The sequence below is a fragment of the Vicinamibacteria bacterium genome, from assembly GCA_035620555.1.
Taxonomy (GTDB): Bacteria; Acidobacteriota; Vicinamibacteria; order Marinacidobacterales; family SMYC01; genus DASPGQ01.
Genome location: DASPGQ010000443.1, coordinates 1 through 22,730, shown reverse-complemented (window position 1 = coordinate 22,730; position 22,730 = coordinate 1). Strand labels below are relative to the sequence as shown.

21 protein-coding genes are annotated in these 22,730 nt (G+C 63.0%); 14 read left to right on the top strand and 7 right to left on the bottom strand.

The features are described 5' to 3' along the window. The 6 genes from VEK15_18040 to VEK15_18015 all read left to right on the top strand — a co-directional run. Positions 1 to 507 (top strand): hypothetical protein (locus tag VEK15_18040; GenBank protein HXV62606.1); only part of this gene is annotated, 507 nt, incomplete at its 5' end. A gap of 10 nt (positions 508 to 517) precedes the next feature. Beyond that, positions 518 to 1,576, top strand: coding sequence for an amidohydrolase family protein (locus VEK15_18035; protein HXV62605.1), 1,059 nt, complete (start codon positions 518 to 520; stop codon positions 1,574 to 1,576). Next, positions 1,573 to 2,811 (top strand): DcaP family trimeric outer membrane transporter, encoded by a 1,239-nt coding sequence (locus tag VEK15_18030; GenBank protein ID HXV62604.1) that lies wholly within the window; start codon positions 1,573 to 1,575, stop codon positions 2,809 to 2,811. Before VEK15_18035 ends, VEK15_18030 begins: the two co-directional genes overlap by 4 nt. Next, the gene (glsA, locus tag VEK15_18025) at positions 2,811 to 3,827 is read left to right on the top strand and encodes a glutaminase A (protein HXV62603.1); all 1,017 of its coding nucleotides are present in this window, start codon (positions 2,811 to 2,813) and stop codon (positions 3,825 to 3,827) included. Before VEK15_18030 ends, glsA begins: the two co-directional genes overlap by 1 nt. Positions 3,828 to 3,855: 28 nt before the next feature. Continuing rightward, on the top strand, positions 3,856 to 4,404 hold the full coding sequence (locus VEK15_18020) for a hypothetical protein (protein ID HXV62602.1): 549 nt from the start codon (positions 3,856 to 3,858) through the stop codon (positions 4,402 to 4,404). 59 nt (positions 4,405 to 4,463) lie between these two features. Beyond that, a complete protein-coding gene (locus VEK15_18015) occupies positions 4,464 to 5,114 on the top strand; it encodes a hypothetical protein (GenBank protein HXV62601.1) in 651 nt (216 codons plus the stop codon). A gap of 109 nt (positions 5,115 to 5,223) precedes the next feature. Here the strand turns inward: VEK15_18015 and VEK15_18010 are convergent, their stop codons facing one another. Further along, positions 5,224 to 5,418, bottom strand: a complete 195-nt coding sequence (locus VEK15_18010; GenBank protein ID HXV62600.1) for a hypothetical protein — start codon at positions 5,416 to 5,418, stop codon at positions 5,224 to 5,226. A 211-nt stretch (positions 5,419 to 5,629) separates the two neighbouring features. On the opposite strand from VEK15_18010, the gene VEK15_18005 reads away from it, so the two are divergent. The 4 genes from VEK15_18005 to VEK15_17990 all read left to right on the top strand — a co-directional run bounded on the left by VEK15_18005 (position 5,630) and on the right by VEK15_17990 (position 9,391). After that, the gene (locus tag VEK15_18005) at positions 5,630 to 6,136 is read left to right on the top strand and encodes a hypothetical protein (protein ID HXV62599.1); all 507 of its coding nucleotides are present in this window, start codon (positions 5,630 to 5,632) and stop codon (positions 6,134 to 6,136) included. Between the two features lie 230 nt (positions 6,137 to 6,366). Beyond that, positions 6,367 to 6,609, top strand: coding sequence for a hypothetical protein (locus tag VEK15_18000; protein HXV62598.1), 243 nt, complete (start codon positions 6,367 to 6,369; stop codon positions 6,607 to 6,609). Then, on the top strand, positions 6,606 to 6,989 hold the full coding sequence (locus VEK15_17995) for a type II toxin-antitoxin system VapC family toxin (GenBank protein HXV62597.1): 384 nt from the start codon (positions 6,606 to 6,608) through the stop codon (positions 6,987 to 6,989). The genes VEK15_18000 and VEK15_17995 overlap by 4 nt, the downstream gene beginning before the upstream one ends. A 110-nt stretch (positions 6,990 to 7,099) precedes the next feature. Continuing rightward, positions 7,100 to 9,391: a tetratricopeptide repeat protein gene (locus tag VEK15_17990; protein HXV62596.1), complete on the top strand. Its 2,292-nt coding sequence runs from the start codon at positions 7,100 to 7,102 to the stop codon at positions 9,389 to 9,391. A 20-nt stretch (positions 9,392 to 9,411) separates the two neighbouring features. Here VEK15_17990 and VEK15_17985 read toward each other — a convergent pair whose 3' ends face one another. Then, positions 9,412 to 10,137 (bottom strand): TerC family protein, encoded by a 726-nt coding sequence (locus tag VEK15_17985; GenBank protein HXV62595.1) that lies wholly within the window; start codon positions 10,135 to 10,137, stop codon positions 9,412 to 9,414. 254 nt (positions 10,138 to 10,391) lie between these two features. Here VEK15_17985 and VEK15_17980 point away from each other — a divergent pair, with 254 nt between their 5' ends. The 4 genes from VEK15_17980 to VEK15_17965 all read left to right on the top strand — a co-directional run bounded on the left by VEK15_17980 (position 10,392) and on the right by VEK15_17965 (position 15,833). Beyond that, a complete protein-coding gene (locus VEK15_17980) occupies positions 10,392 to 11,387 on the top strand; it encodes an acryloyl-CoA reductase (GenBank protein HXV62594.1) in 996 nt (331 codons plus the stop codon). After that, positions 11,384 to 13,276: a propionate--CoA ligase gene (locus VEK15_17975; protein HXV62593.1), complete on the top strand. Its 1,893-nt coding sequence runs from the start codon at positions 11,384 to 11,386 to the stop codon at positions 13,274 to 13,276. Before VEK15_17980 ends, VEK15_17975 begins: the two co-directional genes overlap by 4 nt. A 134-nt stretch (positions 13,277 to 13,410) precedes the next feature. Beyond that, entirely contained in the window at positions 13,411 to 14,745 is a 1,335-nt protein-coding gene (locus VEK15_17970) for an amino acid permease (protein ID HXV62592.1), read from the top strand. Further along, a complete protein-coding gene (locus VEK15_17965; protein ID HXV62591.1) occupies positions 14,742 to 15,833 on the top strand; it encodes a pyridoxal phosphate-dependent aminotransferase in 1,092 nt (363 codons plus the stop codon). Before VEK15_17970 ends, VEK15_17965 begins: the two co-directional genes overlap by 4 nt. Positions 15,834 to 15,920: 87 nt before the next feature. Here the strand turns inward: VEK15_17965 and VEK15_17960 are convergent, their stop codons facing one another. The 5 genes from VEK15_17960 to VEK15_17940 all read right to left on the bottom strand — a co-directional run. Further along, on the bottom strand, positions 15,921 to 16,340 hold the full coding sequence (locus VEK15_17960) for a type II toxin-antitoxin system VapC family toxin (GenBank protein HXV62590.1): 420 nt from the start codon (positions 16,338 to 16,340) through the stop codon (positions 15,921 to 15,923). Then, positions 16,337 to 16,546, bottom strand: a complete 210-nt coding sequence (locus VEK15_17955; GenBank protein HXV62589.1) for a DNA-binding protein — start codon at positions 16,544 to 16,546, stop codon at positions 16,337 to 16,339. Before VEK15_17955 ends, VEK15_17960 begins: the two co-directional genes overlap by 4 nt. Positions 16,547 to 16,706: 160 nt before the next feature. Next, positions 16,707 to 18,230, bottom strand: coding sequence for a M28 family peptidase (locus VEK15_17950; protein HXV62588.1), 1,524 nt, complete (start codon positions 18,228 to 18,230; stop codon positions 16,707 to 16,709). Beyond that, entirely contained in the window at positions 18,227 to 19,774 is a 1,548-nt protein-coding gene (locus VEK15_17945; protein HXV62587.1) for a M28 family peptidase, read from the bottom strand. Before VEK15_17945 ends, VEK15_17950 begins: the two co-directional genes overlap by 4 nt. A 232-nt stretch (positions 19,775 to 20,006) precedes the next feature. Then, positions 20,007 to 22,730, bottom strand: a 2,724-nt coding sequence (locus tag VEK15_17940; protein ID HXV62586.1) for a hypothetical protein, incomplete at its 5' end; no start/stop codon positions are given.

Genomic DNA, 22,730 nt, shown 5'->3' with positions numbered 1-22,730 from the left:
AAGCAGAGTCAGCCAGGAACGGATTCGATCGAGAACAGCCAGATCCGACTCACCGACGGAAGCGTCATCTTCACGCCGAACCTCTTCGGACCGGGGATCGTCGTGGACAAAGTGGACTACGACATGGTGAGCCTCGATGCTGGTGTCAAGTATCGTGGCATCTCGCTCGAGGCCGAATACTACTGGCGGTGGCTCGGCGACTTCGAGGGCCCGAACACCTCCGGCATCGCCGACATCGCCGACCACGGATTCCAGGTGCAGTCCTCGGGGATGCTCGTCCCGAAGACGCTTCAAGCGTATTTGAGCGGCTCGGCGATCCGGGGACGCTACGGCAACGCCTCGGAGGTGCGCGCCGGCGCCAACTGGTACTTCGTCAAGGAGCGGGGGCTCCGACTCAACGCCGAGTGGATCCATCTGAACAACTGCCCCGTGGGCTACACCGCCGTTCCCTATCCCGTCGGCGGCAACGGCAGCGTCTTCCACACGAACCTGGAGATGAATTTTTGAGAGGCACATCATGAGCAGGCTCGAACGCGCGACTCTGAGCCTCGTCCTGGCGGCCTTCGGCGTCGCTCCGGCGCGAGCGCAGACCGCGTACGAGTTCCACGACGCTCACTTTCATCTCACGAACTACATCCAGGAAGGCACCGAGATGAGCGACTTCTTGAAGATCATGGGAGACAAGGTGGGACGGTCGACGATCTTCGGCATCCCTCTCCAGCAGCAGTGGTCCTACGCGAATACGGGTGATTTCGCCCCAGTGTATTACCTCCAGACCGATGCGCCCCTCTACTACTACTCCTTCACCGACGCCTACATCGCCATGGCTTACAGGTCGCTTTCGACCGAAGACCGGGCGCGGCTGGATCCCATGATCACGGGGTTCAACCCGGCGGACATGTACGCTGCCGACCACATCCGCCGGGTGCTCGAGACGTTTCCCGGAGTCTTCTCTGGCATCGGGGAGTTCACCATCCACAAGGAGTTCGTCTCGGCGAAAATCGCCGGCGAGACCGCGAGCCTCACGAACCCGGCGCTCGACCGCGTCCTCGACTTCGCCGGTGAAGTCGGTCTCGTGGTGATCCTCCATAACGACATCGACATGCCGTTTCCACGGGCGGGCCAGGAGCCGTACCTGCTCGCGCAGATGAAGGCCCTGTTCGCGCGCCACCCGAATACCACGATCATCTGGGCCCACATCGGCCTCGGCCGGATCGTCCGACCTCACGCGGAGCAGGCGGCGATCGTCGAGAAGGTGTGCACCGATCCCGCTCTGAGCCACGTGTACATGGACATTTCGTGGGACGAGGTCGCCAAGTACGCCACGGCGACTCCGGAGGCGACGAAGAGAACCGCCGACGTCATCAATCGCTACCCCGATCGATTTCTCTTCGGAACCGATGAAGTGGCGCCGCAGGTTCAAGAGAAATACCTGAAGGTCTTCGGCATGTACGCACCGTTGTTCGCGCAACTCTCGCCCGAGGCAAGCGAGAAGCTGCGCAAGGGGAACTACGAGAGACTGTTCGACGAAGCCAGGCGAAGAGTGAGGGCCTGGGAAAGGGACAACGTGAAATGAGCTGCTGGAAATCATCAGGACTTCTCGTCGCGTTGCTGGCGATCGCCGGTGCCGCCAGCGCCCGCGCAGAAGATGCGAAAGCGGAATCTCAACCGGCTCAGCAAGACGAGCCGAAGCCGCGGATGGACATCTACGGCTTCATCATGTTGGATACCGGCTACCAGTCGGGGGCGAACGATCCCGACTGGTTCGACGTGGTGCGGCCGGTCAAGCTTCCCGCCTTCGAGAACGAATTCGGTGCCGAAGGCAACTGGTTCGCCAGCGTGCGGCAGACTCGCCTCGGAGTGAAGAACTACTTTCCCACCGATCTGGGCGAGCTCCGGACGACGTTCGAGTTCGAGCTCTTCGGAACGGGGGTGGACGCGGGGCAGACGACGTTCCGGCTTCGCCATGCCTATGGAGAGGTGGGCCGGTTCGGGGCGGGCCAGTATTGGAGCCCTTTCATGGATATCGACGTCTTCCCCAACTCCATCGAGTACTGGGGCCCGAACGGGATGGTGTTCTTCCGGAACGTTCACGTGCGCTTCATGCCGCTCCAGGGTGAGACCAGCATCGTCATTGGAATCGAGAGGCCGGGAGCCAGCGCCGACCAGGGCGTGTACGCGAACCGCATCGAGCTCGAAGGTATCGATCCTCATTTCCCGCTGCCGGACCTCTCGGGTCACGTCCGGAGAACGGGCGAATGGGGCCACCTCCAGGTAGCGGGAATGTACCGCCGAATCGAGTGGGAAGACCTGAACGACGATCGGTTCGACCTCACGGGAAGCGCTAACGGCTGGGGTATCAACATCAGCACCAACTACAAGCTCGAGAAAGATACGATCCGCGCATCCCTGGTGTATGGCGAGGGAATCCAGAACTACATGAACGACGCCCCGGTGGACATCGGGATCCAGAACAATTTCTCAGATCCGGTCACGCCGATCGTGGGCAAGGCGCTTCCCCTGCTCGGGCTGGTCTTGTTCTACGACCGCACCTGGAACGACAAGTGGACGAGCTCTTTCGGCTACTCTCTCCTCGACATCGACAACACCGACGGTCAAGCGGCGAACGCCTTCAGGACCGGCCACTACGCGCTCGGGAACCTTCTGTACTACCCGGCGCCGAACTTCTTCGTCGGCGGAGAGCTCCAGTGGGGCCGACGTGAGAACTTCTCCGATGGCTGGAGCTACGACGACGTGCGCTTCCAGTTCTCGGCGAAATACAACTTTTCGCACAGATTAGGAGGACAGTGATGATTTGCAAAAGAATCGCAAGGGGCCTCGCCTTGTTCACCTTTGTCGCGGCCGCGGCTTCCGCCCAGACGGCGTCCGAGATCGAAGCCGCGTTGAAGGCGGCGCATTCGAAGTATCAGGGACTGAGGGAAGGAAAGAACGCCGACTATATCCCCGCGCTCGCCAAAGTGGATTCGAATATCTACGGGATCGCGCTCGTGACGACCGACGGAAAGGTCTATACGGCGGGAGACGTCAAGTCCGAGGTCTCGATCCAGTCGATCTCCAAGGTCTTCACGCTGGCAAAGGTGCTCGAGGAGCAGGGGCCGGAGGCGATCGCGAACACGATCGGAGTCGACGCGACCGGAATGCGTTTCAACTCGATCGTATCGATCGAGCTGTCGCAGAAGGTCCTTGGCGGGCCGGAGATGAACTCGCTCGTCAACCCCGGCGCCATCGCCACCACCAGCATGGTCAAGGGCTCGACCCGGGATGAAATCTGGAAGAGCATTCTCGGCTTCTACTCCGACTTCGCCGGGAGGAGCCTCGCCGTCAACCAGGAAGTGTTCAAGTCCGAAGCCGAGACCAACCAGCGCAATCAGGCGATCGGCTACCTGATGTATGCCTACGGCTATATCAAGGACAACCCGATGCAAGCGACCGACATCTACACCGAGCTGTGCTCGGTGAACGTCAACGCCCAGGACCTCGCCACGATGGCGGCGACGCTCGCGAACGGCGGAAAGAACCCGGTAACGGGCAAACAGGTGATGAAGGCCGAGAACGTGCCCGAGGTCCTCGCTGTGATGGCTACGGCGGGACTCTACGATGACTCGGGGAAGTGGCTGTTCCAGACCGGTCTTCCGGGTAAGAGCGGCGTCGGCGGCGGCATCATCGCCGTCTCCCCGGGCAAATTCGGGATCGCCGTCATCTCACCGCCTCTCGATGAGGCGGGCAACAGCGTTCGGGCTCAAAAAGCGATCGCGGATATCTCGAACGCGCTCGGTGGAAACCCCTATGCGTCGAAGCCGCGCTAGTCACTCGAGCCAAGGAGGCAATCGATCCATGAAGGCAACAGAGCTCGCAGGATTCTCGTTCGGTGTCCTGTTCGTCGTAGCCCTGGCGAGCGCGCTACCCCAGAAGACGATCCAAAGCGAAGTCGTGGAGCTCACCGCGAAAATCCGGGCGATCGACCATGACTACCGACTCGTCACCCTGGTGAGCGAAGACGGAGAAGTCGAGACGATCTACGCTGGACCGGAGGTGAAGCGCTTCGACGAGCTGAAAGTCGGCGACACCGTCACGTTTCGCGTTTACGAATCGCTCGTCTCACAGATCCGCAAGGCGGGCGAAGCTCCTCCCTCGAAGTCGGAGGGAACACCCACTCTGGTTCGGGGCACCGGCCCCAAACCTTCGGGGATGATGTCGCAGCAGATGTCGGCCACGGTAACGATCAAAGCCATCGACCCCGCGGTGCCCGCGGTGACGGTCGTAACCGAAGACGGCAGCACGATGAGCTTCAAAGTCGATGACAAGAAACTCGTCGAGGGAGTCAAAGTTGGAGACAAAGTCGATATCACCTACACCGCCGCGCTCATGATTACTGTCGAGTAGGAAGCTGGCAGTTGGTTAGAGATTCAAGGAGCAACACTATGAGGAGCAGAATGTTCAAGATGAGCAGTTTGATCGTCGCCGTCTCGTTTGTCGCGGTGGCGTCGTCGTCTTTCGCCCAGGAGAAGCGAGTCGAGGTCAACCCCTTCTTCGGATACACGTTGAGCGACGGGGTAACCGTCGATCCGTTCGTCGCGGGAGGACAGATCTACGATTCGATCAATCCCAAGAGCGGCATGGGGTTCGGCATTCAATTCGGGGTGTTCGTGACGGAGCAGGTCGAGGTCGGGTTTCTCTGGGCGCGACAGTCCAGCAAGCTCGAAGCCAAGAACGGGACGGCCACCGAATTCACCGACATGGACGTCGATAACTATCATGGGATCTTCACTTACAACTGGCTGGATGAAAGTGCGATTGCTCGCCCGTTTCTCTTCGGCGGTCTCGGAGTCACGAATTTCGCCCCGGCAGACATCGGCGGCTTTTCGATCGACAGCGTGTCACGGTTCTCCAGCACCTGGGGCGGAGGCGTGAAGGTTTACCCCAGCCAATCGGTGGGATTCACCGCGATGGCTCGCTGGACTCCGAACTATATCAAGAGCGACCCCGCGGGGATCTGGTGCTCGCCGTACTGGTTCTACGGTTGCTACGTCGTTGGCGACTCTCAGTACGCGAACCAGTTCGAGATGACCGGGGGCGTGAGCTTCCGGTTCTAGCCTGGCGTAGAATCACGGAGGGTTGCGACTTTCGTGCGCGGCACTCCTCGCGGTCGGGCGCGGGCCGCTCTCGCCCGTGCCCGACCGTGGCGATTCATGCGTCTTCCAACTACTCCGGGGCGCGGAGGCACTCCATCGCATCGACCCGAGCCGCCCGGGACCCCGGTAGAAGGCCCGCCACGATCGCGCTGACTGCGAGCCCACCGGCGGCGGCGAACAAAGTAGCGGGATCGCCAGCGCTGAGACCGTAGAGAAGCGACGAAACGAATCGCCCCGACGCGAAAGTCTGGAGCCATTGGATCATCGCCGATCCTCCCGGTGGATCGTCATTCATCATTATTCATCTCGAAGGGACTGCAGGCCCAAAGTGGGGTCCGACGCGCAAGCAGATTGCGGGATCACACGATCGGAGGGGTTCGGGCGGTTGCGATCGGGGTTAGAATCCGTTCGCCGCCAAGGACAGGAGCTCCAACAGCGTGTGGTTCGAGCGCCGAACGAAGATGAGAGGAGAGAGAATGAACACCGGTTATTTGAGATCCGCACTCATCGCGGGCATTTTGGCCATCTTCTCGAGCTGTGGGGATGTCCCTCGAGAGACTCCTTCGGAAGCGCCACCTCCTGAGGTCGACGTCTGTAGCTTTTTGACCGCCGCCGAGATCGAAGACGTGCTTGGACTGGCTCCGGGAGAGCCCCAGCGGGGAAGCGAGGGAATCGCCAGCTGCACCTGGGCGGCTCCGGACGGATCGGGAAGCCTGGTGCAGCTCGTGCTTCGCGAGACGACCCTGGGCTCTTACGAGGATTTCGTCTTCGAGTACGGAGAAGAGTTCGGTGGTGAGAATCCGCCACGCGATCGCTTCCGGCCTCTCGAGGGACCGGGCGATTGGTCCATGTACGTCGCCGACGACAACGCCATTCGCGTGTTCCGTGGCGAGGAAGAGCTGAGGGTTATCTCTGAAGCAGAGGAAGCGGACGAGGAGATATTGATCGATCTGGCGGAAAAAGCCGCGGCCCACTGGTCGTGAGGCATGGGCTTAGCAGGCTGATGAAAAACTACGGCCCAGCCTGCCGAGACCGGGCCGCTTTCCACGAGCGCCTGGCGAAGCTGCGGTTGTTCCCCCGTCGGTCGCGCGGAGTGATAGGACTAAGGTTGGAGAAGCCCCGGGTAACGCCGGACCGCCGCGTACGGTTCTGGGAATCACGGATTACCCGGAGTGCGTTTTCATATTATGTAGGCATCGAATACAATCTTTGCATGCAGTACACGATTCGCAATGTCCCGAAGCGCCTAGATGAGGCCCTTCGCCGGCTTGCGCGAACGCAAAACAAGAGTCTTAACCAGGTTGCTATCGAGGCCCTCACAAGGGCGTTGGGAATCGCCGAAGAGCCCGTGCGCCATCGAAACCTGGGCGATCTCGCCGGGAAGTGGGTCGAGGATCCGGAGTTCAAGCAAGCAATTGCCGACCAGGACACAGTCGACGAGTCGCTCTGGAAATGAGGGTCGCGCTCGATACGAATCGGTATAGCGATTTCGCCCGCGGTGAGACGGCGGTTCGCGAGATCCTCGAGACCGCGCAGGACGTCTATCTTCCGTTTATCGTGTTGGGAGAGTTGCGGGCAGGATTCGCGGTCGGAAAGCAAGGCGCGAAGAACGAGCGGAACTTGCGTGCTTTCCTTGCAAAGGACGGGGTCGATTTGCTCTACGCCGACGAGCAAACGACGCACCACTACGCTACGGTTTATCGGCAGCTGCGCCGCCAGGCAACGCCAATTCCGACCAACGACATGTGGATCGCCGCGCTCGTGCTACCGCACGACCTCGTTCTCTGCGACCGGGATCAACACTTCGATAACCTACCGCAACTCACTCGCGTCTGACCCCTCTCATCAGACTCGCACGACCGAGCGCCTCCCACGACTTAGCCGTTGAGGACAAACACTCATCGTTCGTGGCTCGATGACCGGGGTCGATGCTAGGATTGGGGCCCGTGTCTCGACCGAGTCGATGGGGCATCCTCGTTTTGGCAGGGTTACTCGCTTGCGGCCGCGCGCCCGAGGAGAGCTCACGGAACGAGGAGTCTTCGACGTTCGTCGGACGAGAAACGTGCGCTCGCTGCCACCCGGCGCAGGAGGAGCTCTGGGAGGGCTCCCATCACGACCTCGCGATGGAGCCTGCCACCGAGGCGACGGTGAAGGGCGATTTTTCCGGAGTGCAATTCGCAAACCGCGGAGTGACGTCGACCTTCTCGAAACGCGACGGTAAATTCCTCGTCGAGACGGATGGGCCCGACGGCCAGCTCGCCGAGTACGAGATCGAGTACACGTTTGGAGCCGATCCTCTCCAGCAATATCTCGTCGCGTTCCCCAAAGGCCGGTATCAGGCGCTCAGCATCGCCTGGGACACCCGGCCCGAGGCGGTTGGCGGCCAAAGGTGGTTCCACCTCTACCCGGACGAGACGATCGATCATCGAGATCCCCTCCACTGGACGAAGCTGCGCCAGAACTGGAATTTGATGTGTGCCGAGTGCCATTCGACGGCTCTCGAAAAGGGCTTCGACGTCGACGTCGACGGCTACGAAACGAAATGGTCCGAGATCGACGTCGCCTGCGAGGCCTGCCACGGGCCGGGCTCGCGTCACGTCGCCTGGGCGGAGACCGAAGAAGGAAATCGACCGGCGCAAAACGGCCTCACCGTGAGCCTCTCGGACGATGACGGCGGGACCTGGATGATGGATATGGAGACCGGCCTATCGACGCGGTCGCCCGCGCGCTCGTCCCGAATGGAGATCGAGACCTGCGCGCGATGCCACGCACGCCGATCGCCGCAGCGGGCGGGCTACCAGCACGGTCAGCCGCTCATGGCTTCGCATCGACCCGCCCTGCTCACGGAGCCTCTCTACTTCCCCGACGGACAGATCTTGGAGGAGGTCTACGTCTACGGCTCGTTTCTCCAGAGCAAGATGTATCAGCGGGGAGTGACCTGCAAGGACTGTCACGATCCTCATGCCCTTACCGTCCGTGGTGAAGGCAACTCGGTTTGCGCCGGGTGCCACTTGCCCGAGAAGTTCGACTCCACCTCCCATCATCATCACTCGCCAGGTTCTGCCGGTGCGTCTTGCGTCGAATGTCATATGCCGGCTCGTACCTACATGGTCGTCGACCCGAGACACGATCACAGTTTCCGCATTCCGAGGCCCGATCTCTCCCTCGATATTGGAGTGCCGAACGCCTGCAGCGGCTGCCATCGCGACCGAGATCCCGCCTGGGCTCGAGAGGCAGTGGTTCGATGGTACGGGGAGGAGGTCTCGCCTCACTATGGGGAGGCCCTCGCGGCCGCCCGGCGTGGTGCACCGTCCGCCGGTCGCGGACTCGATAGGCTCGCAGGGGATGCGGAGCTCCCAGCGATTGTGCGGGCCACGGCCCTGTCGATGATGGCCGCGTTTCCTGCCGGGGGTGCGGGAACCACTCTCTTGGAGTCCCGCACGGATCCCGACCCCCTCGTGCGAATGGGCGCGGTCGAGAGTGCGGAAGGGTTGACGCCGGCGGAGCGCCACCAATTCGTGGTGCCCCTTCTGCGCGACCCGATGCCCTCGGTTCGGATCGAGGCGGCTCGCGTCCTGGGAACGGTCCCCAAGGAGCTCTTCACCCCGCAACAGGCTGTGGCGCGCGAAGAGGGCATCGCGGAGTTTCGTGACGCCCAGCTCCGAAACGCCGACTGGCCCGAATCCCACTTGAACCTGGGCAATCTGCATCTCGCCCTGGGCGAGCGTCCTCAGGCGAGACGTGCCTTCGAGACCGCGATTCGGGTGGACCCTGACTTCGCAGGGGCTTACGTGAATCTGGCGGATCTGCTTCGTGTCGAAGGAATGGACGACGAGGGGGAAGCGCTTCTCCGGCAAGCTCTCGAGAGGCTACCCGACGACCCCGCCCTTCACCATGCGCTGGGCCTGACGCTCGTTCGACAACGGCGCGCCCAGGAAGCCCTGCCCGAGCTCGCTCGGGCGGCCATGCTCCAGCCCGAGGAGCCGCGCTTCAGCTACGTGCATGGGGTCGCGCTCCAGAGCACGGGCGACCTGGACGGAGCCGCCGCAGTGTTCACCGCCGCCATCGACCGCCATCCTTACGATCGCGATCTGCTCCTCGCGCTGGCCCACCTCCATCGCGAGCTCGAGGACTGGTCCAAGGCGATTGATTATGCGAGGCGTCTCACGGAGGTCGACTCCGAGAATCCCGAGGCCCACCGGTATCTCGCGGAGCTCGAAGCGCATGTCGAGAGGTAAGCCGCTTCGGATCGGGGCTCCTATCTCTCCATGTGGCGCGAGCGGTAGCGCATGTTCAAAAGCTCGATCGTCAGGCTGAACAACATGGCGAAGTAAACGTAACCCCGGTTGAAGTGCTGCCCCGTTCCCTCGGCGACGAGCAGAACCCCGATCATGACGAGAAAGGACAGGGCGAGGATTTTGATGCTCGGGTGGCGCTCCACGAAGTCCCCGATCGGCGCGGCAAAGACGAGCATGACCACGATGGCAATGACGACCGCCACGACCATGATCTCGATCTGTGAGACCATGCCCACGGCCGTGATCACGGAATCGAGCGAGAAGACGATATCGAGCAGCATGATCTGGAGAACGATCGAGAGCATGCGGCCCTTACCCCCGCCCACCTGCGACTTCCCCAGGGGGTGTGCGGCTTCGACCTTTTCGTAAATCTCGATCGTGGCTTTGGCAACGAGGAAGAGTCCCCCCAGGATCAGAACGAGGTCGCGACCGGTGACGGGATGGTCCAGAACGGTCCAGAGGGGGGTCGAGAGCTTCATCACCCAGCGCAGCGTGAGGAGGAGCAGCAGTCGCGTGACGAGGGCGCCTGCGAGCCCGAAACGGGTGGCTGCATGCCTCTGGGACGGCGGAAGCTTCCCCGCGAGCAGCGTGATGAAAACGATGTTGTCGATCCCGAGTACGATCTCGAGCGCGGTCAGAGTCGCGAGGCTTATCCAAGCCTCGGGCGTGGTGAAGGCGTCCAGCATGACAAAGGCTACATCCAACCCGAGAGAACTCCAAAGGGGTTTTTCGTTTGCGCCGTCAGCAGAATCGGTCAAGAGGTCGCCGGTGCACGCACGACCCGTTCTACCAATACTTGCTCCGGTAATACGCCGTTCTCTGACGTCCGCTACTCGTCCGGATCTGGTATTCGAGTGGTGCGCGACGCTTCGCCTGCCGGGTGGATGTGATTTACGATGTGGGTCAACGTGGTGTTCGGAGCTGGAAGTGAGGAGGATGCGTGGATAAGTTCAAGGCGTTCCGGCTGAGCGAAGCCGACAAGAAGGTCACCGCGCAGTTCGTCGAGTGCTCGCTCGACGAGCTCGACCCGGGCGAGCTGGTCGTGCGCGTCGCCTACTCGGACGTCAACTACAAGGACGCGCTCGCCGGGACCGGCAAGGGCCGGATCCTGATGCGCCCCTCCTGCATCGGTGGCATCGACCTTGCGGGAACGGTCGTCTCCTCGTCGGTGCCAGGCTTCGCCGAAGGCGATTCCGTGCTCGCGGTCGGGCGCCTGCTCGGGGTGAAGCACGACGGTGGCTTCGCCGAATACGCACGCATCCCCGCCGCCTGGGCGGTGAAGCTTCCCGAGGGCATGACGCTCTGGGAAGCGATGGCCCTCGGCACGGCAGGCTACACGGCAGCCCTGGCGATCCAGAAAATGGAGCTGAACGGCTCGAAGCCCGGAAACGGCCCGGTGGTCGTGGATGGCGCGACCGGCGGCGTCGGGTCCATCGCGCTCGCCGCACTCACCAGTCTCGGCTACGAAGTCACCGCGCTCACCGGCAAGGACGGCGAGGCCGAGTGGCTGAAGAGGCTGGGGGCGAAGGACATCCTGCTGCGCCAGAGCCTCGACCTGGCCAAGATCCGTCCGCTCGACAAGTCGACCTGGGCGGGCGCGGTAGACAGCCTCGGCGGAGAGGTCCTCGCGTGGATTCTGAGCACGATGAAGCCCAACGGCGTCGTTGCTTCGATCGGTCTCGCCGCGAGCCCAAACCTGACGACCACGGTTTTGCCATTCATCCTGCGAGGCGTGAGCCTCCTCGGCATCAACTCCACCGACGCACTTTCGCCCGAGCTCGAGCGCGAGGTGTGGCGGCGGCTCGCTACCGACATGCGCCCGCCGCTGCTGAATGAAATGGCGCGCACGATACCCTTTGCCGATCTGCCGACGGTGTTCGACGACTTCATCGAGGCGAAGATCACGCGCCGCATCGTCGTGGACATGAGCGCATGACCGCCTACCGGGAGTTCCACCGCCGCTCGATCGAGGACCGCGAGGGTTTCTGGGCGGAGGAAGCGACGCGCATACACTGGGAGAGACCCTTCTCCAAGGTGCTGGACTATTCGCGGCCGCCGTTCGCGAAGTGGTTCGTCGGTGGCGAGACGAACCTCTGCTACAACGCTGTCGACCGGCACCTCGCCGCGCGCGGCGAACAGAAGGCGCTGATATGGATCTCGACCGAAGTGGACGCGGAGAAGCACTTCACTTATCGCGAGCTAGACGAAGAGGTGAATCGCGCCGGGGCCATGATTCAGTCGCTCGGTGTTACCCGCGGCGACCGGGTCATCATTTACATGCCGATGATCCCCGAGGCCTGCTTTGCGATCCTCGCGTGCGCGCGCATCGGCGCGATCCACTCGGTTGTTTTCGGTGGCTTCGCCGCGGCGAGCCTCGCCGCGCGCATCGATGACGCGAAGCCCACACTGATGATCACCGCCGACGGCGGAAGCCGCATGGGGAAGACCGTTCTCTACAAGAAGCTGGTGGATGCCTCGCTCGAGCTCGCCGAGCACCCGCCGCGGCGCGTGCTGCTCTTCCGCCGCGGACTCGATCCCGAGATGCCCATCACTCCCGGGCGCGACGTGGATTGGGCGGAGCTTGCGAGCGAGCACGCGGGTGCACGGGTGCCCTGCGCCTGGCTGGAATCGAACGAGACGTCCTACATCCTCTACACCTCGGGCACGACCGGAAAGCCCAAGGGCGTGCAACGTGACGTCGGCGGCCACGCGGTGGCCCTCGCATCTTCGATGAAGTACATCTTCTGCGGTGAGGCGGGGGAGACCATGTTCACCACCTCGGACATCGGTTGGGTGGTGGGGCACTCTTACATCATCTACGGCCCGCTCTTCGCCGGCATGACGACCATCCTGTACGAGGGCGTGCCGATACGCCCGGACGCCAGCGTGTGGTGGAAGATCGTCGAGGACCACCGGGCAAACGTGATGTTCTCGGCCCCCACCGCGATCCGCGTGCTGAAAAAGCACGACGTCGGCTTCATCCGCAAGCACGACTTGAGCTCGCTCAAGCACCTCTTCCTCGCCGGTGAGCCGCTCGACGAGCCGACCCACCGCTGGGCTACCGAGTCGCTCGGCCGTCCGGTGATCGACCACTACTGGCAGACCGAGACGGGATGGCCGCTCTTGTCCCCGCACCCCGGTGTCGAGAAGACACCGCTCAAGATGGGCTCGCCGAGCTTTCCGGTGTACGGGTATGACGTCCAACTCCTCGAGGAGGGTACGGGGAATCCGGTGCCGGACGGGGAGAAAGGGGTCGTGGCCATCGCCCCGCCCCTTCCGCCGGGCTGCATGAGCACGGTGTGGGGAGACGACGATCGCTTCGTGAATACGTACTTCACGAGCTTCAAGGACAAGGTGATTTATACGACGTTCGACTGGGGCATCCGCGACGAAGACGGCTACTACTTCATCCTCGGCCGCACCGACGACGTGATCAACGTGGCGGGGCATCGCCTCGGCACGCGCGAGATCGAGGAAGCGATCAACATGCACACGGGCGTCGCCGAATGCGCGGTCGTCGGCGTCACGGATTCGTTGAAGGGACAGCTCCCCGTGGCCTTCGCCGTCGTCAAGGACCCGGCGTCGATCGCGACGAATGAGGCGCGCGAGAAGCTGGAACGCGAGGTCTTGCAGACGGTCGACAGGCAGCTCGGCGCCATCGGTCGCCCTGGGCGGGTGTTCTTCGTCACGGCGCTTCCCAAGACGCGCTCGGGCAAGGTGCTGCGCCGGACGATCCAGGCGCTCGCCGAGAAGCGCGATCCCGGCGATCTGACGACCATCGAGGACCCGGCCGCGCTCGAGCAAATCCGCGAAGCCCTCGAGTAAATTCCCATTCGGACACCAACGCGGCAGCTCGCCGTCTACAGCCGAGAATTGGAGCCCGCCGGGTGCCACTGCCGAAAGCAGCAGATTTCCTGCGCCAGGTTGCTCTATTGAATCCTGCATCGTAGCATCGCCGCTTGGCCGAATCGCGCACGACCTACGATCGCCGGCTCAATCTGTTCGACGGCACGATGCTCGTGATCGGCGGCATCATCGGTGCGGGCATTTTCCTCAATCCATCCATCGTTGCCGAACGCACTGGCACCGCAGGGTTGACGCTCACGGTCTGGGCGATCGGAGGTGCGGTGGCGCTCATCGGCGCGATGTGCTTCGGCGAGCTCGGGGCCCGCCACCCACAGGCGGGTGGCAGCTACGTATACCTGAGGGAGGTTTTCGGTCCGCTGCCTGCGTTCTTGTATGGCTGGACGTATCTGGTCGTGGTGAACAGCGGCGGTATCGCGGCGGTCGGGATGACGTTCGCCGGTTACGCCTGCCGGCTGGCCGCTCTCCCCGAGCTGTACATCAAGCCGGTCGCCATCGGGGCGCTGTTTCTTCTCTCTGCGATCAACACTCTCGGGATCCGACCCGGCGCAACGACGATCAACATCTTCACCGTGCTTCGACTGGCCGCGCTGGCAGCGCTCATCGCGACCGGCCTCATCTTCGTATCAAGGGGGGGCGAGCTCGATGCTCTCGCAAGCACAGAACCGGACGCGGCTGGAAGTGGGGGTTTGCTCGGCATTGTGGGTGCGGCGCTCCTACCCGTGCTCTTCTCGTATGGAGGCTGGCAGCACTCGAATCATGTGGCAGGTGAGATCGCGCGTCCGGAAGAAAACCTTCCGCGAGCGCTCCTTGCCGGCGTCACCGTCGTCGTGACCGTGTACATGCTCGCCAACGTTGCCTACTTGCATGCGCTCGGAGTCGAAGGGCTGGCGAGTAGCACGGCGCCCGCCGCCGACACGATGACTGCAGTCGTCGGTCCCATGGGCGGCTCCCTCATGGGTGTGGGAATCATGTGCTCGACGTTCGGATTCCTGAGTCTCGTGATTCTTGCCGGCCCCAGGATCTACCAGGCGATGGCGGACGACGGGGTGTTCTTCGCGGCCGCCGCTCGACTCCATCCGCGATATCGCACGCCCGCTGGAGCGATCGTGGTTCAGGGAATCTGGGCCGTGGTTCTGATTCTCAGCGGAACCTATGGTCAGCTTCTCGACTACGTCGTGTTCGGTGACTGGATCTTCTTTGGGCTGACGGTGGCGACACTCTTCATCTACCGCCGCCGGGGCGCAGCGCCAAACGGGACGGCCGTGTATGTGTGGGGATACCCCTGGACGCCCACGTTCTTCGTCCTGATCTCGATCTTCGCCGTCGTGAGCTCGGTGCTTTCGAATCCCACCAATGCCGCCATCGGAACCGTCCTCATCGGGCTCGGCGTTCCCGTGTTTCTGTTCTGGAAAAGGAAGGACGGATGAGCCAGCGACCGCTCGAGAGTCCCTACATCGCCTGGGCAAAAGCCCATCACGGCGTCCGGTACAACCTCGCCTCGAGCGGAGTGCCGCCACCGCCTCTCTCCGCGCTTCAGATGAGCGCGGACGACTGGGCGCTCACCGAAGACCACGAGGACGGCTGGATGCCCCTTCGCGAGCGGATTGCCGACCGATACGGCGTCACCGCGCAGCACGTCGTTGTCGCTGCGGGTGCTTCCATGGCCAACCATCTCGTCTGCGCCCTCTTCCTCGAGCCGGGAGACGTCGCGCTGGTCGAGCACCCCGGCTACGAGCCTCTTCGACTGCTCCCGTCTTACTTCCACGCCGACGTCGATTCGTTCGGTCGCTCGCGAGATACAGGCTACCGCCTCGATCCCAAACGAATCGAGGATCGTCTGACGAAACGAACACGCCTCGTCATCCTTTCGAATCTGCACAACCCTTCGGGTCGGCTGGCCGCGCGCAGCACAATGAAAGCGATCGGTCGACTCGCGGAGGAACGCAACTTCCACGTGCTCGTCGACGAGGTGTATCTCGAATGGCTCCACGACAAGGGCGAGAGGACCGCGACGCTCCTGTCTCCGCGCTTCGTCACAACCCGGAGCCTCACCAAGGCCTACGGCCTGGACGCGGCTCGGGCCGGCTGGATTCTCGCCGACCCGCCGATCGCCGAGCGACTGCGGCGGCTCGTGGACTTGTTCTCTGTCAAGACGGCACACGCGAGCGAGCGGCTGGCGCTCAAGGCGTTCGAGCACGTCGCCGAGCTCTCCTCCGCGCCGACCAAGGCGGTAACGGCCAACCTCGGCCTCGTCGAGGCGTTCGTCGCGGAACAATCCGAGCTCTCGTGGACACCGCCGGACGCCGGCACCGTGGGTTTCGTACAGCTGCGAGGGGTGTCGGTCGATGATCTCGTCGAGGAACTGAAGGCGCGTGACACCCTCGTGGCGCCGGGCCGGTTCTTCGGCGAGCCCGATTCGTTTCGGATCGGCTTCGGGATGAACCCGCCCGTATTGGAGGAAGGACTGGCGCGCTTTAAGGAGGCGCTACGCGCGGCGAAGGCAAAGAAGGCGTAACGTTTTCGGCGACATACTCCGTATCACTTTGTCCTCTGCTCTGGTCGTCTCGCGCGGGCCACGGCGAGGTCTACCGCTGCGTATACTTTATGCCCCGGGCTCGAACGGATTGAGTAATGGGACTCCTGTCGCGCGGACGTCGTCGACGTTCCGGGTGACGAGCGTTAATCCGTGAAACTTGGCAGTCGCTGCGAGAAGACCATCGACGACCGGGAGCGGATCTGGAACCGACAGACGCCCCCATTCGTCCGCGATCGCTTCGATAATGGGAAGAAGCCTTGACGAGTGATTCGCAATGAGCGCAGATAGCCAAGCATCTAGAGCGCCGGCAGATGGAGCGTCGCGTCGCCGGATGTTCTCGATACCGCGACGAATCTCGCCTATCGTTAGCACGCTCAGGAACACGTCGTCTTCCGCAACCTGCGCATACCACTTGGCGACGTTCTGATTGCAACGTTCGCGCTTGCGAAGCTCGGAGATGACGTTGGTATCGACGAGAAAGCTCAAAGCTCGACCTTGCGGCCGACATCGCGGGCGCGCGCAAAATCCTCGTCGTCTCCCACATCCGGCATTTCGAGCAAAAACTCTTTCAGTGAGCGCCCGTTCTCACTCCCCTGGAGAGCCTTCCGAAGAATCTCCCGATGTTCGGCCTCTGCTGAGCGGCCGTGCTCTGCGGCCCGCAGTTTCAGACGCCGCACGATGTCTTCGTCCACGTTTCGAACAATCAGCTGAGCCATAATTCCTTCCGTGCTATCAATGATAGCACGCACTTTTCTCTTGGGGAAAAGTTCTGAGAGTCGGCGGACCTCAGAACGATGACCACGCTCGAGGACGGCGACAGTGGCGCAATGCCGCAAAGAAGATCCTCGAAGACTAGGGGTTGCCCGGCTCCTCCGGGCGCTTCCAGACGCTCAGCGGTCTCTTGTTCACCTCGTCGATGATCCGCGCGTAGGCTCGGGTGGTGGCCTCGAGCCCGGTCCAGGGCACGGTCTCCGGCGTTTCCAGGTCCGTGTGAAAGTAGTGATGGAAGTCGCTCGTCGCGACGCCCGGCACGTAGCGATAATGCCGGCCCAGGTCACCGGCCGGCGGCTCGGGCAGGGGATCGATGAACGTGGTAACGCCGAACTCTCGGAAGGCGTGGACCGCGATCCGCTGTAGCTCGGGCCGGGAGGGTCCGCCGGCGTACCACTGCTGCGGCGTGTACGCCGTCGTCCAGAACATCTGGTTCTCGTTTTCCACACCACTCAGGTCCGTGTATCGAGGCCGCAGCATGGTCAGAACCGTCGAAGGATGCTCTGCATTGATCATGAGGGCGGTCTTGGCAAAGATCTCGGCGCGATTCTCGGACAACCACCGTTGCCCGACGGCGGATCCTTCGCCCGAGTTGTGGTGGCCATCGATGCCGAGAAAGACGATCGTGCGTGGACGCTCGGCCTCGGGAATCTTCGCGTAGTGTTCGGCCAGCCCGATGATCGAAGCGACGCCCGAGGAGTTGTCTCCCGACGCGTCGAACCAGCCGTCACGGTGAGCGATCAGGAAGATGGTCTCGTCGCTCGCACCCGGGAGGGTGCCCCACACGATCGCGGTCTCGAGATCGGGCACCAGTCGGGTCTCCAGGCGGACGCTCACGCGAACGGGTTGCCCGGATGGCGCGGCAGCTATCAGCCGCTCGACCTCGAACCCTTCGTCGCCGCCGACGGTGAATCCGGGGGCGCCGCCCGTCGGCCTCGGGTATTCCTGATACCGCATCGAGCCCGGCAGCATGTGAACATTGAAGATCGCCGCGGCCCCTTTGTCCGCCGCGCGGCGGATCGTCTCCTCCTGCCAGATGTCGGGGAGCCCGAGCATGCTGTAGAGGAACACCGCCTTTCCGCGCACGTCGCGTCCGAGGTAGTCGGCCTCGCGGCCCAGCCCCACGTAGACGGCTTCGAGGTCGAGCCCGGAAGCAGGCGTGCCCTCGGATCGGTAGAACGGCTGCGCGGATGCGAGCTCGAGTGTAGTGCTTCCCGAACGAGCCGTGACCTCGTACTCGCCTGGGAACCATTGCGGCACCAGCTCGAAGCTCTGGATCCGGACGTTGGAGAGCCCGATGGTCCGGAACTTGTCGGCGAGCCAGCTGGCGCTTTCGGCGTCGGCGGACGTCCCGATGATGCGACCCCAGAACTTGGGGTGCACCGCGTCGCGGTAGCGGCGCGCGATCTCGGCCTGCTCGACCACGTAGCGGTGCATGCGTCTGCCGTCGATGTCGGCGTAGTCCTCCGCGCCGGGCGGCAGCGGCCAGGGGAGGAAGTCGTCCTGGACGTCGGCCGTCGGGATCGGTTGAGCTTGTCCTACGCCGTCCACCACCCAGAGTGATCCGACACACGCGAGCGCGAGAGCAAGGGACATGACCTTCATGGGTTCGGCGTCTCCTCGGGCCGCTGCAACGCGCTCAGTGGCAGTTTGTTGACCTCGTCGATGATGCGCGCGTACGCCCGCGTCGTTGCCTCGAGCCCGGTCCAGGGCACGGTCTCCGGAGTCTCGAGGTCGGTGTGGAAATAATGATGGAACTCGCTGGTCGCTACGCCCGGGAGGAAGGTGTAGAAACGCCCCAGGTCACCGGCTGGAGGACGGGGATTCGGGTCGGGATAGACCGTTACCCCGAACTCGCGGAACGCGTCGAGCGCGATCCGCTCGAGCTCGGGCCGAGACGGTCCTCCGGCGTACCATTGCTGCCCGGTGTAGGTGTTTGTCCAGACGAGCTCCTGGTCGAAGATCTCGCCCCGCATGTACCGCGGTCGGGTCGTCGTTTGGACCGTCGAGGGATGTTCGGCGTTGATCATGAGCGCCGTCTTGCCGAAGAGCTGCTCACGGTTGTCCACCATCCAGTTTCGCCCCACACCCGAGCCTTCGCCGGAGTTGTGATGGCCGTCGAGCCCTACGAAAACGATGGTGCGAGGGCGCTCCACCTGCGGGATCTTGGAATAGTGCTCGGCGAGACCGATGATCGATGCGACCCCCGATGCGTTGTCGCCGGCGGCGTCGAACCAACCGTCACGATGGGCGATGAGATAGATGGTCTCGTCCGACGCGCCCGGCAACGTGCCCCAAACGAGCGCGGTCTGGAGATTCGAAACCATCTCGACGCCCGCGTGAACGTTCACCCGCACCGGATGCCCCGGTGACGCGGAAGCAATCATGTCGCGCACGGCCATCCCGTCTGTACCGCCGAGCGTGAAAGCGGGGATGTTTGTGCCCGACGGGTACGCCTGGTAGCGCATGTTGCCGGGGAGCATCTGGGCGTCGAACACGACCGCCGCACCTTTGGTCTCGGCTAGGCGCCACGCGTTCTCGCTCGGCGCACCGAGCATGCTGTAGGTGAACACGGCCTTCCCCGTGACGTCGCGACCGATGAAGTCTGCCTCGCTCCCCAGCCCGACGTAGACCGCCTCGAGCTCCACGCCCCCGGGCGGCGTGCCGACTGACCGGTAGAAAGGCTGAGCCGAAACGAGCTCTACGGTCTTGTCCCCGGCGGTGATGGTGACCCGGTACGACTGCGGGAACCACTGCGGCAGGAGGTCGAACTTCTGGATGCGCACATCGGAGAGCCCGGCCGAGCGGAACTTGCCCGACAGCCAGTCGGCGCTCTCCGCATCGGACGAGGTTCCGATGATGCGACCCCAGAATTTCGGATGAACTTGATCGCGGTAGCGTCGGGAGATCTCCGCCTGCTCGACGACGTGGGCATGCATGCGCCGGCCATCGATGTCGGCGTACTGTTTGGCACCGTCTGGTAGCGGCCATTGGAGGAACCAGCTCTCGACGTCCCCCGTGGGAACACCGCGCTGCTCGCGCGTCTGCGCGCCCGCCTCGTCCGACCCCTTCGACCACAGGGGGGCATTTGCCAGAACCAGGACCACGAAGAGGATTGGCCGGCGATTACCACGGAGCACGTGTGACATGAACGGATCCATTCTGCTCGCGGGTCAGAATCGAGTAGATGAGGCTTGCATGACGGCATATGGCGACCGAGCGCCTGGATCTTGATAGGGCCCGTCGACCCTGTCAAGCATCCGGTCCGTATTTACAGGCGTCTCTCTCCGACGGTGGGTAGAGCTGCTCGACTCGCCGGAGCAAGAGGCGGAAGCTCGCGTCGATAGGATCGTCTGGCGCCGGTCACCATCAGCACCACCGCTACCAGTTGTAGCGAAATCCGATCTGCAAAAGGCGCGGGAATCCGTTCACGCTGGTGATCTGTCCGAAATTGCTCCGGCCCCACACATTTTGCGGTCCAGTGAAGCTGGGGGTGTTGAACAGGTTGATGATCTCGAAACGGAACGACAGGTTGCCCCGTCCAATGCGACCTGTCTTTTGGAACGCGATGTCCCAGTTCTTGCGAGCCGGCGTGCGCACGCGGGTGTCGGTGCGCGGCGCATCTCCGAAGGTGAACGCGCCTGCCTGAGTCCAGGCATCCGTGTCGAGGTAGCGATCGAGGTTGTCGGTGACGCTTCCGCTCGGCCCCGCGTCGACTCCCGGCACCACGTTCGGCCGTTGGATGTCGGTGAACAAACCGGTGTTGTTCGGCGATTGAAGCACCGAAACCGGGAACCCGCTCTGGTAGAAGCCGGTGGCAGAGAAACTCCAGCCGCCGAATATCGCGCTCGCGATGCCGTTGCCATCGAGCCAGCGCTTGCCTCGCCCGAACGGAAGCTCGTAGATGCCGGAGATGTTCAGGCGGTGGGGGATATCGGAGAGGGACCGGCCGTACTCCCGCTCGAGATCATAGCTATTGAGCGCGCTGTCGGTCCGGCGCGAGAACGAGCTCCCTTCACCGAACACGTTGTCGTCGTTCCTGCTGAAAACGTAATTGACGCGGAACGACCAGCTACCGCGGAATCTTTTCTCGCCCGACAGCACCAGCGAGTGGTAGCGTCTCTTGCCCTCGCTCATCTGCTGGGCATAGAGGTCGAGGAACTGGGGATACGGCCGGAGCAGCTGTCCGCGAGCCACGGTCGGGTTCTCGCTGAGGTTGCCGAAGATCGGATTGCCGAAAAAAGGGTTCGGCACTTGCTCCTGGAGCGCGGGGCCGAGTGATGCAAAACTCGGATCGAGCTGGTTGATGTTCACCTGGCCCGGGGATGTCCCGCCGATTCCAAGTCGCTCGGAGCGGCTTCCCACGTAACCGACGGAGCCCGCGACCCCTCCGGGAAGCTCTCGCTGCACCTCGATCGAGTATTGCTGCACATAGGGTGATTGACGAAACTGATCCGCGAACTCGATGTCGCCGCCGGCGCCGGTCAACAAGCCGAGATTGCTTCCCAGAGGTCGCTCGATCCCGTTCGGGAACGGGTCGGTGATCGTGCCCGCTGGCGTCAGGCCCCCGTCGTTGCTGGCGAAGTAGGTATTGGAGGTCTCGAACCCTCGGGCACCTTCTGCCGTTGGCTGGTAGGGGGCCCAGAAAAGGCCCAAGCCTCCGCGGAGGACCGTCTTGTCGTCGAGCGACCAGGAAAAGCCCGCGCGCGGGCCCCATTTCCACGAGGTAGGATCGCCTTGATGCTCCGGGTAGCCGTCCACGCCGGCGTACATCAAGCCTCCGCGCAGAATCATCCCTTCGATCGGTTGGACTGGCCAGGGCGTTTCGCGGTCGAAGCCGACGGTGAGTCGGTTGTTCTTCTCGGCGAGTCCCGTTTCGTGCTCGATGCGCAGGCCGAGGTTGAGCACGAGATGGTCGCTCACCCTCCAGTCATCTTGAACGAAGACGCCGTAGTAGTCGATGAACTTCTGGAGCGGGGCTGGGCTCTGGAGCGTGCCGAACGACGGATAACCGAGAAGCAGCGTGGCGAGCGAGTCACCGGTACCCAATGCGGGGTTATTGGGATCGGGCCCCTCGGTGAACCCCTCGCTGAACTCGTAGAGTCCGGCAGGGAAAAAGGCAACGCTCTCGTTCAGTCCCAACCGGCGGAAATCGGCGCCAAGCTTCAGAGTATGAGCTCCGATGAACTTCGAGACGGTACCGTTGAGATTGTGCGAGTAGTAAGTCTCGTCGGTGCGAAACCCGCCGCTCACCCCGTTATTCCACCCGTAGCCGAACACATCGATAACCGGGAAGACGTTCTCGGCGACCTGGCGGGCGTAGTTTTCGGACCAACCGAAATCCGTTACGTCGAAGTCCGGGGAGCGGAAATCGCTCACGAAGCGGTTGTACCCATAGCGGAGCGTCACCACGCCGTCGCTCCCGACGAGGATGGTGTCGTTGAGCGCCACGAGATGGACCTGGCGATACAAGTCCCACACGCTGGGGTCGGATGGGCCACCGAAATCGAACTGGGCAGGCGGTTCGTTGGAGTCGTAGTACATGTAGGTGCCGGTGAGCGTGTGGGATGGCTTGAACTCGTGGCTGAGGTTGAACGAGAACTGGTCGGCGGAGTTTTTGGTGTCGCCGTTGGCGCTGACGTCTCCCGAGCCGCGAGCGGCCAGCACCGCGGCCAGGTTTAGCCCCACCGGATTGAGACGCTCGGCGGGAATTACGTTTCCGGGAAAAGGATCGCGGACAAACTGCCCCGGGTTGCCCGGATCGGGACGGGTAGTCAACGGGTCGTAGATGGTGGCGCCCGATTGCGAGAAATCACCGCGAGCTTCGGCCTCTGTGGGAAGATGGAGAACCGTGTTGACGACTTCGTTCGTGCGATAACTCTCGGTGCTCAGCCAGAAGAACGTCTTGTCGCGAACGATCGGACCGCCCGCCGAGCCCGCCCAGGTCCAGTAGTAGGTGTCTGGTTTGGGCGTGCCCGCCTGTTCGGCGAAATACAGTTGTCCGACTCCCCAGTTGGGCCGGCTTTGAACGAGCGCGCTTCCGCCCCACTGGTTCGAGCCGCGCCGGTGGAACGTATTGAACACGCCGCCGCCGGTTCGTCCCAT

What these genes read in the sequence shown, in the direction of transcription:
- VEK15_18005 (HXV62599.1), top strand. Translation starts at nt 5,630, where the DNA reads ATGAACACCGGTTATTTGAGATCCGCACTCATCGCGGGCATTTTGGCC.
- glsA (HXV62603.1), top strand. Translation starts at nt 2,811, where the DNA reads ATGATTTGCAAAAGAATCGCAAGGGGCCTCGCCTTGTTCACCTTTGTC.
- VEK15_18015 (HXV62601.1), top strand. Translation starts at nt 4,464, where the DNA reads ATGAGCAGTTTGATCGTCGCCGTCTCGTTTGTCGCGGTGGCGTCGTCG.
- VEK15_17985 (HXV62595.1), bottom strand. Translation starts at nt 10,137, where the DNA reads ATGCTGGACGCCTTCACCACGCCCGAGGCTTGGATAAGCCTCGCGACT.
- VEK15_17950 (HXV62588.1), bottom strand. Translation starts at nt 18,230, where the DNA reads ATGAAGGTCATGTCCCTTGCTCTCGCGCTCGCGTGTGTCGGATCACTC.
- VEK15_18000 (HXV62598.1), top strand. Translation starts at nt 6,367, where the DNA reads ATGCAGTACACGATTCGCAATGTCCCGAAGCGCCTAGATGAGGCCCTT.
- VEK15_18010 (HXV62600.1), bottom strand. Translation starts at nt 5,418, where the DNA reads ATGATCCAATGGCTCCAGACTTTCGCGTCGGGGCGATTCGTTTCGTCG.
- VEK15_17995 (HXV62597.1), top strand. Translation starts at nt 6,606, where the DNA reads ATGAGGGTCGCGCTCGATACGAATCGGTATAGCGATTTCGCCCGCGGT.
- VEK15_17945 (HXV62587.1), bottom strand. Translation starts at nt 19,774, where the DNA reads ATGTCACACGTGCTCCGTGGTAATCGCCGGCCAATCCTCTTCGTGGTC.
- VEK15_17965 (HXV62591.1), top strand. Translation starts at nt 14,742, where the DNA reads ATGAGCCAGCGACCGCTCGAGAGTCCCTACATCGCCTGGGCAAAAGCC.
- VEK15_18020 (HXV62602.1), top strand. Translation starts at nt 3,856, where the DNA reads ATGAAGGCAACAGAGCTCGCAGGATTCTCGTTCGGTGTCCTGTTCGTC.
- VEK15_17975 (HXV62593.1), top strand. Translation starts at nt 11,384, where the DNA reads ATGACCGCCTACCGGGAGTTCCACCGCCGCTCGATCGAGGACCGCGAG.
- VEK15_18035 (HXV62605.1), top strand. Translation starts at nt 518, where the DNA reads ATGAGCAGGCTCGAACGCGCGACTCTGAGCCTCGTCCTGGCGGCCTTC.
- VEK15_18030 (HXV62604.1), top strand. Translation starts at nt 1,573, where the DNA reads ATGAGCTGCTGGAAATCATCAGGACTTCTCGTCGCGTTGCTGGCGATC.